Source organism: Acinetobacter sp. ANC_7553 (assembly GCF_056779895.1).
Genome location: NZ_JBWYIV010000013.1, coordinates 46,908 through 62,998, shown reverse-complemented (window position 1 = coordinate 62,998; position 16,091 = coordinate 46,908). Strand labels below are relative to the sequence as shown.

17 protein-coding genes are annotated in these 16,091 nt (G+C 40.6%); 7 read left to right on the top strand and 10 right to left on the bottom strand.

Annotated features, from left to right (window positions below):
- Position 1: 1 nt before the first annotated feature.
- The 8 genes from rplV to AC1M9I_RS11240 all read right to left on the bottom strand — a co-directional run bounded on the left by rplV (position 2) and on the right by AC1M9I_RS11240 (position 4,408).
- The gene (gene rplV, locus AC1M9I_RS11275; protein WP_035265103.1) at positions 2 to 331 is read right to left on the bottom strand and encodes a 50S ribosomal protein L22; all 330 of its coding nucleotides are present in this window, start codon (positions 329 to 331) and stop codon (positions 2 to 4) included.
- Positions 332 to 342: 11 nt separating this feature from the next.
- Complete coding sequence (gene rpsS, locus AC1M9I_RS11270) at positions 343 to 618, bottom strand: 30S ribosomal protein S19 (protein WP_004281508.1); 276 nt, start codon at positions 616 to 618, stop codon at positions 343 to 345.
- Between the two features lie 19 nt (positions 619 to 637).
- Complete coding sequence (gene rplB, locus AC1M9I_RS11265; protein ID WP_481611057.1) at positions 638 to 1,462, bottom strand: 50S ribosomal protein L2; 825 nt, start codon at positions 1,460 to 1,462, stop codon at positions 638 to 640.
- Positions 1,463 to 1,473: 11 nt separating this feature from the next.
- Entirely contained in the window at positions 1,474 to 1,794 is a 321-nt protein-coding gene (gene rplW, locus AC1M9I_RS11260) for a 50S ribosomal protein L23 (RefSeq protein WP_035265097.1), read from the bottom strand.
- A complete protein-coding gene (gene rplD / locus AC1M9I_RS11255; protein ID WP_035265093.1) occupies positions 1,791 to 2,393 on the bottom strand; it encodes a 50S ribosomal protein L4 in 603 nt (200 codons plus the stop codon). Before rplD ends, rplW begins: the two co-directional genes overlap by 4 nt.
- Positions 2,394 to 2,404: 11 nt before the next feature.
- Positions 2,405 to 3,043: a 50S ribosomal protein L3 gene (gene rplC, locus AC1M9I_RS11250; RefSeq protein WP_035265091.1), complete on the bottom strand. Its 639-nt coding sequence runs from the start codon at positions 3,041 to 3,043 to the stop codon at positions 2,405 to 2,407.
- 59 nt (positions 3,044 to 3,102) lie between these two features.
- Positions 3,103 to 3,414: a 30S ribosomal protein S10 gene (gene rpsJ / locus AC1M9I_RS11245; RefSeq protein ID WP_004725677.1), complete on the bottom strand. Its 312-nt coding sequence runs from the start codon at positions 3,412 to 3,414 to the stop codon at positions 3,103 to 3,105.
- A 235-nt stretch (positions 3,415 to 3,649) separates the two neighbouring features.
- Positions 3,650 to 4,408: a type 1 glutamine amidotransferase gene (locus AC1M9I_RS11240; RefSeq protein WP_481593797.1), complete on the bottom strand. Its 759-nt coding sequence runs from the start codon at positions 4,406 to 4,408 to the stop codon at positions 3,650 to 3,652.
- 152 nt (positions 4,409 to 4,560) lie between these two features.
- On the opposite strand from AC1M9I_RS11240, the gene AC1M9I_RS11235 reads away from it, so the two are divergent.
- From AC1M9I_RS11235 to AC1M9I_RS11210, 6 genes are all read left to right on the top strand, one after another.
- Positions 4,561 to 5,763 carry a PLP-dependent transferase gene (locus AC1M9I_RS11235; protein ID WP_481594891.1) on the top strand — a complete coding sequence of 401 codons (1,203 nt, stop codon included), beginning with the start codon at positions 4,561 to 4,563 and terminating at the stop codon, positions 5,761 to 5,763.
- 12 nt (positions 5,764 to 5,775) lie between these two features.
- Entirely contained in the window at positions 5,776 to 7,359 is a 1,584-nt protein-coding gene (locus AC1M9I_RS11230; RefSeq protein WP_481611056.1) for a helicase HerA-like domain-containing protein, read from the top strand.
- A gap of 149 nt (positions 7,360 to 7,508) precedes the next feature.
- The gene (locus AC1M9I_RS11225) at positions 7,509 to 8,270 is read left to right on the top strand and encodes a globin domain-containing protein (RefSeq protein ID WP_481594893.1); all 762 of its coding nucleotides are present in this window, start codon (positions 7,509 to 7,511) and stop codon (positions 8,268 to 8,270) included.
- Positions 8,271 to 8,376: 106 nt separating this feature from the next.
- Positions 8,377 to 8,823, top strand: coding sequence for an RrF2 family transcriptional regulator (locus AC1M9I_RS11220; protein WP_481611055.1), 447 nt, complete (start codon positions 8,377 to 8,379; stop codon positions 8,821 to 8,823).
- Between the two features lie 86 nt (positions 8,824 to 8,909).
- A complete protein-coding gene (gene yihA, locus AC1M9I_RS11215) occupies positions 8,910 to 9,764 on the top strand; it encodes a ribosome biogenesis GTP-binding protein YihA/YsxC (protein ID WP_035265068.1) in 855 nt (284 codons plus the stop codon).
- 133 nt (positions 9,765 to 9,897) lie between these two features.
- Positions 9,898 to 10,842, top strand: coding sequence for a metal-dependent hydrolase (locus AC1M9I_RS11210; protein WP_035265065.1), 945 nt, complete (start codon positions 9,898 to 9,900; stop codon positions 10,840 to 10,842).
- Positions 10,843 to 10,898: 56 nt separating this feature from the next.
- Here the strand turns inward: AC1M9I_RS11210 and AC1M9I_RS11205 are convergent, their stop codons facing one another.
- A complete protein-coding gene (locus tag AC1M9I_RS11205; protein WP_035265062.1) occupies positions 10,899 to 12,152 on the bottom strand; it encodes a dicarboxylate/amino acid:cation symporter in 1,254 nt (417 codons plus the stop codon).
- A gap of 168 nt (positions 12,153 to 12,320) precedes the next feature.
- Positions 12,321 to 13,193, bottom strand: coding sequence for an acyl-CoA thioesterase (locus AC1M9I_RS11200; protein ID WP_481611054.1), 873 nt, complete (start codon positions 13,191 to 13,193; stop codon positions 12,321 to 12,323).
- A 301-nt stretch (positions 13,194 to 13,494) separates the two neighbouring features.
- On the opposite strand from AC1M9I_RS11200, the gene plsB reads away from it, so the two are divergent.
- Positions 13,495 to 16,068 (top strand): glycerol-3-phosphate 1-O-acyltransferase PlsB, encoded by a 2,574-nt coding sequence (plsB, locus tag AC1M9I_RS11195; protein ID WP_035265057.1) that lies wholly within the window; start codon positions 13,495 to 13,497, stop codon positions 16,066 to 16,068.
- Positions 16,069 to 16,091 lie beyond the last annotated feature (23 nt).

Below are 16,091 nucleotides of genomic sequence, written 5' to 3'. Positions count from 1 at the left end.
ATCAAACCCCTACCTTAACGGTGATGTGACAAGTACGCTTAGTAATACGATCTGCACGACCTTTAGCACGTGGCAAAATACGTTTAAGGCTCATGCCTTCATCAACGTAGATCGTAGAAACTTTAAGATCGTCTACATCTAAACTGTTATTATGTTCAGCGTTTGCAATCGCAGATTCCAACGCTTTCTTAACTAAAACTGCAGCTTTTTTGTTGCTGAAGTTTAGTATGTTAAGAGCGTGCGCAACAGATTTGCCGCGAATCAAGTCTGCAACCAAACGAGCTTTTTGTGCCGAGATAGCGGCACCGCGTAATTTAGCAGTTACTTCCATCATAGCACCTATTAACGTTTAGATTTCTTGTCAACACCGTGACCACGGTAAGTACGAGTCGGTGCAAATTCACCAAGCTTGTGACCAACCATATGCTCAGATACGATTACCGGAACATGGTTACGACCATTGTGTACAGAAATTGTTAAACCAACAAAATCCGGGAGGATCATCGAACGACGCGACCAAGTTTTGATCGGCTTACGGTTATTAGCCGCGATAGCCGCTTCAACCTTAGCGAACAAGTGCGCATCGACGAATGGGCCTTTTTTCAGAGAACGAGGCATTGTCAGATTCCTTTACTTGTTACTTAACGCGACGGTCGCGAATGATCATCTTAGTCGTACGCTTATTGGTACGTGTCTTGTACCCTTTAGCTTTTTGACCCCATGGGCTTACAGGTTGAATACCTTTGTTACGCCCTTCACCACCACCATGTGGGTGATCTACCGGGTTCATCGCCATACCACGAACGGTAGGACGAACACCACGCCAGCGTGAAGCACCAGCTTTACCTAGTGAACGTAAGTTGCTTTCTTGGTTAGAAACTTCACCAAGAACTGCGCGACATTCAACGTGTACTTTACGCATTTCGCCAGAACGCAGACGAATAATTGCGTAAGAACCGTCACGACCCAATAACTGAGCAGAAGCACCAGCAGAACGCACTAATTGAGCGCCTTTACCGATTTTAAGCTCGATATTGTGAAGAGTAGAACCGATAGGCAGGTTACGAAGTGGTAAGCAGTTACCTGGACGAATTGGAGCATCGTTACCAGATTGAACTTTATCACCAGCACGTAGACCTTTAGGCGCAATGATATAACGACGCTCACCGTCAGCATACAAAACTAATGCAATGTGTGCAGTACGGTTAGGATCGTATTCGATACGCTCTACAGTCGCAGGAATGCCATCTTTGTTACGTTTAAAGTCAACAATACGGTAATGTTGCTTATGACCACCACCAACGTGACGTGTAGTAATGTGACCGTTGTTATTACGACCACCAGTACGTTTTTTAGCTTCTACCAACGGAGCATAAGGCGCACCTTTGTGAAGATGGTCGTGAACGACTTTCTCTACAAAGCGACGTCCTGGTGACGTTGGCTTACATTTTTGAATAGGCATAATTCTCGTCCTTATTCCGCTGTGCTTTCAGCGGTATCGCCCAAGTCAGCCATTTCTACATCTTGGCCAGCTTTCAGGGTGACGTATGCTTTTTTAACATCAGAACGACGTCCGATAGTTTTACCAAAGCGTTTAGTCTTACCTTTAGTGATAGTCGTGTTAACTTTAACAACTTCTACACCAAATAATTGTTCAACTGCTTTTTTGATTTCAAGTTTGTTTGCATCGATAGCAACTTTAAACACTTGAACACCAGCAGTTTCACCTAAAACTTGTGCTTTTTCTGAGAATACAGGTCCTTTTAGGACTTGATAGATACGTTCGTTGTTCATCCGAGTTCTACCTCAATTTTCTTAGCAGCAGCTACAGACATAACAACTTTATCGAACGCGATCAAGCTAACAGGATCGATAGCAGCAGCATCAACCACATCAACGTGTGGAAGGTTACGAGCAGCTAGATACAAGTTCTCATCAACAGCATCAGTAACGATTAATGCACGAGTAGCATTCAAGTCGTTAAGTTTTGCAAGCAATTCTTTAGTTTTTGGAGCAGCTACAGCAAACTCTTCAACTAAAACTAAGCGATCTTGACGAACAAGTTCAGCCAGGATGCATTGCATAGCACCGCGATACATTTTACGGTTTACTTTTTGAGACCAGTCTTGTGGACGAGCAGCAAAAGTTTTACCACCGCCAACCCAGATTGGGCTACGAATAGAACCAGCACGAGCGCGACCAGTACCTTTTTGACGGAATGGTTTTTTACCACCGCCAGAAACGTCTGCACGTGATTTCTGAGCTTTTGAACCTTGACGACCACCAGCTAAATAAGCTGTAACAACTTGGTGTACAAGAGCTTCATTGAATTCACGACCGAACGCAACTTCTGATAATTCAACAGCAGAGCCGGAAACAGTATTTAAATTCACGTTATTTCCCCTCAAGCCTTGATAGTAGGACGAACAGTTACGTCACCACCGGTAGCACCAGGAACCGCGCCTTTAACTACAAGAACTGAACGCTCTGTATCGATAGCAACGATTTCAAGACCCTGTGTAGTTACGCGTTCAGCACCTAAATGGCCAGCCATTTTTTTGCCTTTGAATACGCGACCAGGAGTCTGGTTTTGACCTGTAGAACCTAGAACACGGTGAGAAACAGAGTTACCGTGAGTAGCGTCTTGAGTACGGAAGTTCCAACGCTTAACACCACCTTGGAAACCTTTACCTTTAGACTGACCAGTTACGTCAACGATTTGACCCACTGTGAACAAATCTACACCGATAGTTCCGCCAACTTCACGACCTTCAAGATCAGCTTCTGTAACACGGAACTCTTGAACTAAACGACCAGCAGCAACACCCGCTTTAGCGAAGTGACCTTTCTGAGCATTAGTAACGCGAGATTCGCGACGTTCACCAGTAGTGATTTGAATCGCTTGATAACCATCAGTTTCAAGCGTTTTGATTTGAGTGATGCGGTTAGGATCAACCTCAATCACTGTAACAGGTACAGAAACACCAGCATCTGTAAAGATACGTGTCATACCGCACTTGCGACCGACTAAACCAATAGCCATGTGCATAAACCTCTAAAAAAGCGGCTTAATTAACTTAGAGTGTTAATTAACCGAAAGCCTTAACCCAATGCGATCTGAACGTCTACACCAGCTGCAAGATCTAATTTCATCAATGCATCTACAGTTTTGTCTGTAGGTTGAACGATGTCGATCAAACGCTTGTAAGTGCGGATTTCATACTGATCACGCGCGTCTTTGTTAACGTGCGGTGAAGTTAGAACGTTAAAACGCTCGATGCGAGTTGGCATCGGGATTGGACCACAAACTTGTGCACCAGTACGTTTTGCTGTTTCTACGATCTCTTGAGAAGATTGATCAATTAAACGGTGATCAAAAGACTTCAAACGGATACGGATTCTCTGGTTAGACATACCAGTAAACTCCAAGCCAAATATATAAAGAATCACCCATGACGCATCTCCCCCTGTCCGAAAACAAGGCAAGTGTCAGAGGCAGTGAAAATCACTAAGGTCGTGATCGATGCCACGACTGTAACGATCTAAACAACAATCAACGTTGTTTAGCCCTTAATATCAAAGGGTCGCCCATTATAACGATTGTTTAACTGTTAAGCAAACCTATTTATCATTTTTTCTCAATTTACGGTTAAGCGTTGGCGGCTTTCTTTTGTACACCCTGCCCGAACCCCAATACATAATTAATTGCATCGATCAGCAATTCATTCCCTTTTTGGAACTTAGTTTTTTTTGTTTGTTTTAAGGTATCTAAAGATTGTACATAAGCGCCAGAAAATACCTTCTCATGCTCTTCATTCTCAATATACATTTGTAAAACTTTCGGCGTTATTTCTGGATGAAACTGAAAACCCAGCACATTCTTTCCAATTTGGTACATTTGGTTTGCACACACATTATTTTCAGCCAGTCTGACGCCTCCTTTAGGAATCTCAAAAGTCTCACTGTGCCATTGCATTATTTCCAATTCTTTAGGTATTTCAAAGTAATCTGATAAACCATGTTGAGTTCTGAAGACTTTAGTCCAACCTAACTCTTGTTGCTCATTTAAACGTACACTTGCTCCCAAAGCATTGGCTATAAGCTGACCTCCGAGACACAAACCAATTGCAGGCTTGCCTAGTGATAAATATCGACGGATCCATCTTTTTTCTATTTTTAGCCATGGATAATTAGCCTCATCATTTACACTCATTGCTCCACCCATGATGATGAGTAAATCAATATCTTCAATTGCTGGTAACGCCTCGATTTCTAATGCCATCTCAACAGGTAAGGCAAAAAATTCCGTAGCACTAATTTGTGCTCCAATTGATTTTAAATATTCATAACAACTTCCGAACCCTTCACCAGCAATATGCTGAAAGTAATGCACTTTTAATGGCTTCATTTTCCAACCCGAACTTTTCTTATATTGCACTAGCAGTTGCAAAAATGAAGCCAACCTATAGGTTGTTAAATAATTTTAAACAAAGCACAGCTATGCAGTTTTTTAGTAGTATGTTTTGTTAGTTATAAAATGACGGTTTATACAGGTAAATTGTGAAAATAAATACGCAAACTCAACTCATACATAGCCCTAGAAAAGCACCTCAACTTTTAAATAGTATTCAACCCCCTATTTATCGCGCATCAACGATCATTTTTGAAAATACCGATGCTCTTTTCAATCGCCATTGGACCGATCCTTATGACTATAGTTACGGAACGCATGGCACCCCTACCACGTTTACGCTAGGCGACAATATTGCACAATTAGAAGGCGGAGAATACTGTCTACTTGCACCAAGCGGACTCTCTGCAATCAACTTGGTGAATTCTTGTTTTTTAGCACATGGTGATGAAGTTTGGGTCGCGGACAATATTTACGGTCCAAATATGGAGCATTTGCGAAACCTAGAATCACGTTATGGTATTGTCGTTAAGGTCTATAATCCGATTGATATTGAGAGCTTTAAACCCAGTGATAAAGCTAAGTTAATTTGGTTAGAAGCTGCAGGATCTGTAACACTTGAATTTCCAGATTTAACGAATCTGGTGAAAAAAGCTCAAGCTCATAAGATGCTTACCGCACTTGATAATACTTGGGGAGCGGGTCTAGCTTTTAATGCTTTTGATTTTGGTACAGAACACTTAGCAGTCGATATTACCATCCATGCACTCACCAAATATCCAAGCGGTGGTGGTGACATTCTCATGGGAAGTGTCGTAACAAAAAACAAGGATTTATACCACAAGCTATTTCGCATGCATGCAATTCAAGGAATTTCTATATCAGGCGATGACACCGCACAGATTCAGCGCAGCCTATCTTCAATGGAACTCCGTTATACGCACCAATCTAAATCAGCGCTAACTTTATTAAACTGGCTTCAACAGCAAAATGAGTTTGCACAAGTATTGCACCCTGCCAATCCAAAATCTGCAGGTCATACTTTTTGGAAAGAAGTTTGCCTATCAGAATTAAGCGCAGGTTTAATCAGTGTAATTTTTGATAAAAAATATAATCTTCAAGATATACGCAATTTTTGTGATGCGCTTAACCTGTTTAAATTAGGTTTTAGCTGGGGTGGCCCAGTGAGTTTAGTAATGCTCTATCAAATTGATCAAATGCGTGAGCTTGCACATCCACATTTACAAGAAGGAATATTGGTTCGTTTTTGTATAGGACTGGAACATCCGCAAGATTTGATAGAAGATATTCAACAAGCACTCAAAATAATGCAACAACAAAAGATCGAATAAAAAGGAATAATTATGGGCACACCAATTGTCATCGCAAAAAAAACCTCAGATACATCCCAAGAGATTGTTTTACATTCGCAACTGGCAAACCGACATGGCTTGATTGCCGGCGCAACAGGAACAGGCAAAACAGTCACTTTAAAGGTCTTGGCAGAAAACTTTTCTCGTATTGGTGTGCCGGTATTTTTAGCCGATGCAAAAGGTGATGTCTCTAGCCTTGCCAAAGCAGGTGAAAGCAATTCAAAATTTGATGAACGCATCAAGAGCCTCAATATTGAATCAATCCCATTTAGCGCATCACCTGTGGTTTTTTGGGATTTATTTGGCGAACAAGGTCACCCGATTCGGACTACAGTATCAGAAATTGGTCCATTGCTTTTAGCCCGAATGCTGAATTTGAATGACACCCAAGAAGGTGTGCTTTCTGCGATTTTCCGCATCGCGGATGATCAAGGTTTATTACTGATCGACTTTAAAGACCTCAAGGCGATGATCACTTATGTGACTGAGCATGCAGCTGACTTTAAAGCAGAATACGGCAATCTTTCTCCTGCCAGCTTGGGTGCAATCCAACGTAATTTGCTAGCACTGTCCGATCAAGGCGGTGATCAATTTTTTGGTGAGCCTGCATTAGACCTCATGGATTTTATCCAAACCGATGCACAAGGTCACGGTAATATTAATTTGCTCGCTGCCGATAAATTAATGAATATCCCAAAGCTGTATGCGACTTTCTTACTGTGGATGCTTTCCGAACTGTTTGAACAATTACCTGAAGTCGGTGATATGGATAAACCGAAATTGGTATTTTTCTTCGATGAAGCTCATTTACTGTTTGACAATGCCAGCCCTGGTTTGCAAGAAAAGATCGAACAAGTGGTACGCTTAATCCGCTCTAAGGGAGTAGGTATTTATTTTGTCACCCAAAATCCGCTGGATTTACCTGAAAGTGTTTTAGGACAACTGGGCAACCGTGTTCAGCATGCACTTCGCGCCTTCACACCAAAAGATCAAAAAGCAGTAAAAACTGCAGCTGATACTTTTAGAGCAAATCCTGCATTCAAAGTACAAGATGCTATTACGGAGTTGGCAGTTGGTGAAGCGCTGATTAGCTGTCTAGATGAGAAAGGTACGCCACAAATGGTTGAACGCGGTTGGGTTATGCCCCCATATTCATCTTTTACACCTATCACGCTTGAAGAGCGTAAGACGCTCATGACAAACAGTGTGGTTGCAGGTGTTTATGAGCAAGTACTTGATCGAGAAAGTGCTTTTGAAACGCTGCAAAACAAAGTAGTTCAGCGTCAACAACAAGCCGAACAAGAAGCATTAGCAAAACAACAGGCTAAGGAACAAGAGGCCTACGCAAAGCAAATTGCTAAAGAGCAAGAAGCTTTCGCAAAACAGCAAGTCAAAGAACAAGAACGCCTTGCCCGGGAACAACAAAAAGAAGCAGAACGTGCAGCCAAACAACGTGAAAAACTCACCCAAGATATTGTCGGTACGTTTGCTAAAAGCGCTGCACGAAGCCTCGGCGGAAGCACTGGACAAAAAATCGTCCGCGGTCTACTAGGCTCATTATTTGGAAAAAAATAGTCCTCCCTTTACCCATCATTTTTAACTTCATTATGGGATATTTTAATATCCCATAATTATTTTAAGGTTTTCTATGCAAGTCATATTGCAGCTCGACCCTAAAAGATGTATTTTAAATATATCTTTTAATAAAGCCAAAGTTGAAGCTCATGACGCCACAACATATTGAACTTGTAAAAGCGACTGTTCCCGTTCTGCGTGAGAATGGTGTTGCTCTTACGACCTATTTCTATAATCGCATGCTGAACAACAACCCCGAGTTAAAAAATACATTTAACATGGATCATCAAAGTACTGGTCGTCAGCCACGTGCTTTAGCTGCTGCTGTTTTGGCATATGCTGAAAATATTGAAAATCCTACAGTTTTGGCAAAAGCGATTGAGCGAATTACCACTAAACACGTAAGTTTAGACATTCAAGCGGATCAATACTCGATTGTGGGTGAAAACCTTCTGCATTCAATCAGCGAAGTATTAGATGTGCCAATGGACTCTGATCTGATTGCTGCTTGGAAAGCCGCGTATATGCAATTGGCAGACATTTTAATTGGTGTCGAAAAATCAAAATATGAAGCTTTGACTGCACAAAATGGTGGTTGGGCTGGCTGGCGTGAATTTAAAATTACAGCGATTGAAGCTGAAGCTAACACCAAAACCTTCACTTTAGCTGCCAAAGACGGTCACACCATTGCGACGGCTGAAGCAGGTGAATATATTTCGGTGCGAGTCCAAGTACCGGGGCAAGAGATGCGCCAACCACAACAATTTAGCTTTGATGTTGCACAAGCTGATCAGTATCAAATCACAGTAAAAGCGGTAGATGAAGCAACTGAATATTCTGTGGCAAATATCTTATTAAACCACTATCAAGTAGGTGATGTGGTTGAGGTATCTGCACCACTAAAAAATTAATTCATCTAAATCTTTAACCGAAATAAGATTTTAAGAGATCATTGAAAGCTCCGTTCACGGGGCTTTCAATGTTAAGATGGAAATAAGCTATCTTTTATGATGATCTATGCAACTGAATAAATTTACCGACTATGCGCTGCGTATATTGATGTATGTCGCACAACCTCGCGACTTGCCTTATACCATTGCAGAACTGGCAAACCAATTGCAGGTCTCAGAAAACCATGTCATGAAAATCGTTCACTTTATGGCAAAACAAAATTGGCTAATGACCAGTCGAGGCAAAGGTGGCGGTATACGTCTAGCCCCTCAAACTCTGAATATCTCATTAGGGACTTTAGTGAGAACACTTCAAGGCGATCAGCAAATTGTAGAGTGTCATAACCCGCCATGCGTATTAAGAAGTGACTGTGGCTTGAAAGGCATTTTAGATCATGCAGTCCAACAGTTTTATCAGCATTTAGATCAATTTAAACTGAAGGATGTTATACCCACCTCAGGTATAAAATTCAATTCAGATTCACCCATTCCTTTCATCCAAGTTACACCATAGATTGACTCAATTCGATTGAGTATTCGCTTGCATGCGCGACTTCCTTTATAATAGCTGATTGTAAATTGAGTTATTGAAGTTGAGCTATGCATCACAGCAGAGGAAAGTCGAAAAACAGTAAGGCGTCAAATGCCCCAAAGCAAAAGATCAGCTATGAGAAAAAAGCCGATCCAGCGATTACTGAATATTCGGTTCAAGCGCTCAACTGGTTGCGCAAAGCCGAATTCTTAATGAGTGCACCAAAACTGAATTTATGTGTAGAAGACACAGGTTATGAGATTGCTTTTGCAGGTCGTTCGAATGCTGGTAAATCGAGTGCGATTAATGCATTAACTAATCAAAAACAACTTGCACGTGCGTCTAAAAAACCTGGTCGCACACAAATGATTAACTTTTTTAGCATGGGCAATGCCGAACAAAGATTAGTTGATCTTCCTGGATATGGCTATGCTGCTGTACCTGAAAGCATGAAAATCGTTTGGCAAAAAGAGCTTGAAAACTACCTCATTCATCGTGAAAGTTTACAAGGGCTTGTATTGTTAATGGACATACGACACCCTTTACAACATTTCGATGTCATGATGTTAGAATGGGCTTATTCACGTAAATTATTTGTCCATGTTTTATTAACAAAATCAGATAAGTTAAATCGTGGTCCAGCTTCTAAAGCATTGCAAGAAGTCAAAGCTCAATTAAAGAAAATGAAGCTTAACTTCTCTATCCAATTGTTCTCATCCCTCAATAAGCAAGGTCTTGAAGAACTCGCAAGCGTTATTGCTGGTCGTTTAAATTTTACGCTTGAGCAACCTAACGGATTTGATCTAAGTGCAATTCCTGAAGTAAGTGAATCAGACATCGATGAAGATTTTGATCATGATATTCAACAAGATGATGAATCACCAAGCGAAACAACCGAACTAGAATCCAACAAAGCTGAATAGTATCTACCCTACTGAATGGTTAAATCATTACATTCACTAATTGATACATCAATGTCCTCAAATGCTAAGGTTATTTGAGGGCATTTTTTTATACTGAAAAATGATAATCACAACAAAAATTCAGGAAAGTGTGATGAAATTATTGTCTCGATTAAGAAATAGTAAGATTGGATCTTCTATTGAGTATCACATCAAACCTCGTAAAGTTAAATTTGAGTGGGCGGATACACCAGTAGATTGGGTTCCAAATCAGCCTTTCGTTAGTTATTTTATCAATGAAATTAACAATATCTTACCAGCAGGCGAATTTTGGTTTTGTCGTCTGTACAACAAAGTATTACCCAAAATTACTGATGAAAAACTTGCAGAAGATGTGAAAGCTTTTATTCGCCAAGAAGCGATGCACGCTCAAGCACATAATTCAGCAAATAAAGAATATCTCAGCGCACGTCATATCGATATTCAACGTAACCTCGATATCATGGACTTTCTTTTTGGAAAACTTTTAGCGGATAAACCTTTAGGTCTAAACGTCCCAAAAGCCTTAGATCATCAGTGGGATTTATTTAGATTAGGTATTATTGCTACTGTTGAACATATGACTTGTGTCCTCGGCAAATATGCCTTGTACAACAAAAAATGGGGAGAATTGGGTGCTGATGCCAATATGCTCGATCTCGTAAAATGGCATGGTGCTGAGGAAATTGAACACCGTACCGTTGCATTTGACTTATATCGTCATCTTGGCGGTGGTTATATTTCTCGCTATTATCAAAGTGTAGTTGTGATTGCTGCTGTATTAGGTTTATGGGTTGATGGTGCTGCTCATATTATGGGTCAAGACCCTCGCTTTAAATCAATTAAACCAGCTGTTTACAAACCTTGGATTTGGCGTGAATGGGCACGAATTGCCCAAAAAGACAATGGTTTACTTCCTCACCCATTCTGGCTTGTTTCTCAACAACTCGGCTATTTAATGCCTTGGTATGACCCTGTTCATGAAGCAAAAACTGAAGATGCGATCAACTATCTAAATCAGTCACCAGCAGCGGAACGTGCAGCACTGAAAGTTGCATAATGTATTCAATAAAAAAGCAGGGTGATCCCTGCTTTTTTTATATCTGATCTAATCTTTTAAGCTGTATTTTTTTCAATAGGTTCATGATCAGGATTCGTGTAACGATCTACAACAACACTAATCATCATATCCCCCTGCACATTCACCACTGTTCTAACGGTATCTAACAAACGGTCAATCGGCAATAATATCGCGATTGCTTCTGCCGGGAGTCCAACTGATTGTAAAACCATAATCATGGTAACCATACCTGCGCTAGGTATACCTGGTGCCCCTAAAGATGCAATCATTGCTGTCGCACACACAATCAATTGTTGTCCTAACGTTAAGTCAAGCCCCATTAAATTCGCAATAAACAGCGCCGCCGCAGCCTCATACAATGCCGTCCCATCCATATTCAACTGTGTCCCGAGAGGGATCACAAATCCTGCAGTCTGGGGTCTTACTCCTAAATTTTCCTGAGCACACTTCATTGATAGCGGCATGGTTACGGAACTTGAGCTAGTAGCAAACGCCGTAATCAAGGCTGCTCGTGTTCCCTTAAAAAATGTAATTGGATTCATTCTCCCGAAAATCCAGAGCAACAAAGGCAAAACAACTAGGCCATGAAAGATGGTCGTTCCCGTGACTACTGCTGCAAATTCTGCTAATCGACTCAGAACAGATAGGTCCTCCGTCGCGATTAACTTTGCCAGTAACGCAAAAATCCCTATTGGTGCGAGCTTCATCACCCAACCAATCATCAACATCATGATTTCAAAAAATTGCTGACTCAACGCTTTCACTGTTTTAAATTTTTCACCACCTTTAACGAGAGCCACCCCAATTAAAAGTGCAAAAACGACAACGGCTAACACATTACCTTCAGCAAATGCTTTAAACGGGTTTATTAGTGTATTTTGGATAAAGTTGGTAAAAAAACTCGAGGGCGTCAAAGTATCAGGCGTCTGATGCTGATTCATGGTCTCTTGAAAAATAGTGATGTCTACACCTTTCCCGACCTCAAAAAGATGCGCACACGCAAGCCCCAAAATCAGCGCCAACGTTGTGGTTGTGACACAACAAGCAAGGGTAATTTTCCAAGTTCTACCAAGTTGGCCACCAGTCTGCAGATTGGAAACTCCGACAACAATAGAACTAAAAATTAGAGGAATCAGTAATAGTTTAAGTAGACCAATAAAAATACTACTGGCAATCCCTAAGCCATATAAACTTCCGTTAAAAAATACTGTATCAGGGAATACATTTAACAAGATGCCAAAAGCCACACCTAAAATTGCAGCAATTAAAATTTGCGTATTTAGACTCATGTCCTGTGCTTTTCATTTTGATTTATTAGTCGCACTATGCCATGAGCGACTTCAAGAATCGATCATTTTTTCTTGTTAGCTTTGCAACCGAAACGAATAATTTATAAATACAAATATGAACTAAAAAGCCAAATCTGAAGATTTGGCTTGAAGCATGGATCAATTATCTTATTGCGTTTCGATTTCACGAATTCGAATTAGACCTTCTTGCACTGTACTACAGACCAATTGTCCATTTTGCCACATTCCTCCAAAGTTCAATCCTCTAGAACTTGCACTAATCGTTGCTTCCATGTCATAGAGCATCCAATCATCTACACGAAATGGTTTATGAAAGTACATGGTATGGTCAATGCTGGCACATTGTAAACTCGGTGAAATATAACTGAGTCCGTGTGGTCGTAGTGCAGTTGTCATCAAAGTAAAGTCTGAATAAAAAGCAGCGATCGCCTGATGTAATGCATTTTCATCTACATCATCAGCCAAACGATCGTGTGTACGAATATAGTGCGCGTAAGACGGCGCTTCAGGTTGTGGTTGGAATGGATTGACTGGCATTACAGGCTTAATTTCAACATGACGATCACGCATAAAGCTGGCACGCACATTCTCTGGTACGAAATCGACAATCATTTTCTTGAGTTCAGCTTCAGATTTTAGCCCATCTACTGGCGGGTATTCTGGTTCAGCAACTTGATAATTGAGACCCTCTTCTTGGTCTGCAAAAGATACCATACACATGAATATCGTCTTGCCATGTTGAATCGCACGAACTTGGCGACTCACGAAACTACGTCCATCACGGATTCGATCTACTTCATAAATAATGGGTGCATTAACATCCCCACCAAATAAGAAATATGCATGCAATGAGTGTGCAGGGCGATCAGTTGTATATGAAGCAGCACGTAACGCTTGACCTAGAACTTGCCCACCAAAGACACGTTTGCCAACCAAATTTTGGCTTTTGCCTCTAAAAATGTTTTCTTCAAGTCTTTCTAGCGTGAGTAAATCTACGAGTTCTTGCGTGAGCTGATTCATATCGGACCTATATATTTCATTGCTACGACATTAAATTGGGCCTGTTGAACTTAAACAGATTTTCCAATTTAATGACTCAATCTTTATATTGCCATAATTTCCGAGTAAACAACTAAACTTTGCTTGACTATATTGTCATAAAACAAATTTGATATTTTGGCTAAAAATACGATTATTAACGAAAATTCATCCAAATTCTGTGCATTTTGTTAGAAAATGACATATTGTTTTGATCACAGATTTAAGAAAATAATTGCCTTCATTCGCGTCATGCGAAATTCGTCTTTGGCTAGGAGTATGTATGTCCAAGAATGGCTTTGGTCAAATGTATCGTCGACTTTCCAGTAAGTTGCTTGACCTCGTAGTAACACCGCATGTTCTTGGAGAGGTTCCTACTGAAACCCAACCTTCAACACCACCCACTGAAAATAATACGACTCACAAAAAAGTGGTGTGCTATGTATTACAAAATTACTCGCGTAGTAATGCGTTAGTGGTTGACGGCGAAACTCGTCGATTAAATCTCGCGCCAGCACTTGACCCACTCATGATCGGGGACCATAAAGAGAAAGCTGCTGTATTATTTTTACAACACCAAGATGAAACAAACTTACTTAATCCGCCACCCCATGCATTTCCACCTCGTCTCCTCAGATTGATCGAGATATTGGATAAGCATCCAGATACTGACATTGAACTTATACCTGTGACTGTATTGTGGGGCCGCTCACCGGACAAAGAAGATTCATTATTTAAATTGCTATTTACGGACACTTGGGCAACGCCAAGTACTGTTAAACAACTGATGAATATTGGTTTACATGGTCGCCAATCTTTTCTTGAATTTCATGAACCAAAATCACTGCGCGAATTGGTAGATTACGCACGTGTAACACATCCAAACTTGTCTCCTGCAACATATATCGTCAATCAACTCAATGATTATCTAGATCGTCAGCGTGAAGTTGTATTAGGTCCAGATTTGTCAGATCGTCGAAACGTGATGCAATCATTGATTAAATCTCAAGATGTTCAGGACGGAATTCGCAAAGAAAGTATTCGCTCTAAAATCAGTTTGATTGAAGCTGAGCGCCGTGCGATCGGCTACGTGAATGAAATTGCATCAGACTATTCTCATGCAACAGTACGTTTTGCAGAACAAGCCCTGACGCGTCTTTGGACTCAACTCTATGACGGCGTAGAAGTACATAATTTCAATACAGTTCGTGAATTAGCGAAAGACTACGAAATTATTTATACACCTTGTCATCGTAGCCATATTGACTACCTATTACTCTCTTATGTGATTTATAAGCGTGGGATGATGGTACCGTACATTGCTGCAGGTGATAACCTGAATATGCCATTCGTTGGTCAGCTTTTACGTGGTGGCGGTGCATTTTTTATACGTCGAACCTTCCGTGGAAATGCGTTATACACCACTGTATTCAAAGAATATCTATACAGTATCCTATCGCGAAACACGCCATTAGAATACTTTATTGAAGGTGGACGTTCACGTACTGGACGTTTATTACCGCCGAAAACAGGTATGTTGGCAATGACTGTGCATAGTCATTTGCGTGGTCGTGCTAAACCTATTGTATTTGTCCCGACCTATTTTGGTTATGAACGCCTGATGGAAGGTGCAACTTACGTCGGTGAAATGAATGGTAAGCCTAAAGAGGCCGAATCTATCTTTGGTATTTTACAAACCTTAAGAAAGATTGAACGCATCTTCGGTAAAGTACACGTAAACTTTGGTGAACCCGTCTTCCTTGATGAGATTTTGAAACAGCATGGTGCTGAACATATCAAAATTGAGAAGAATGATGACCCGATTCCTCAAGAAGTTTCTGATGCAGTCAACACCTCAGCAAATGCAATTCTTGAAAATATTAACCGTGCTGCTGTTATCAACCCAGTTTCGTTATTGTCACTTATTCTTTTATCGACTTCCAAGCACACGCTTGATGAAGAGATTTGTATTAAACAGTTAGATACCTATCGAAATCTTCTAACAGCTTTACCTTATGATCATCGAGTTCAAATCACACCACTGTCTGGTAAAGAAATCATTGCTTATGGTTTAAAACTCAAGTTGATTAAGCGTGTAAAACATGTCCTTGGCGATATTATTGCGATTGAAGATGGTCAAGCAGTATTACTGACATATTTCCGCAATAATATTTTGCATGCTTATGTCTTGCCATCACTGATTGCTGCGATGGTCGAGCACAATGGTAAAATTTCACAGGGCGATTTGATTAATGTCATTCGTACACTTTATCCATTCTTGAAAGCTGAACTTTTCCTTAAGTGGAATACGGATGAGCTTAAAGAACAGATCTGTAACTATGTTCAAGGTCTGGTAGAAGCACAGTTGATTACGATTGATGAACATGGAAATTTATGTAGCCCTGCACCTAACTCTGAACAACACAATCAGTTAGTCGTGCTTGCTGCTCCAGTGAAGCAAAGTATTGAACGCTACTACATGACACTTGCCCTAATTACTCAACGTGGCTCTGGAAATATTACGACCAAGCAGGTCGAAGATTTAAGCCATCTATTAGGTCAGCGTTTATCTGTACTTTATGAGTTCAACTCACCTGAATTCTTTGATAAAGCGCTCTTCCAAAGTTTTATCAAAGTTCTGACTCAACAAGGCTATATCAGTAATAACGAAGAAGGCGCAATAGTCTTTGATGCACAATTCAAAGAGGTTGCTCAATATGCCAACTTGGTACTAGATGATGTAACCTTACAAATGTTGCAACATATCACTTCATTTAACGATGAAGAGCTCAAAGAAGCTTTGGATGCAGTTGCTGATCAACAAGCCAAAAAACGCTTAAAACGCAAGAAAAAATAGTATCTAAAACCCTCCCCAGTGAG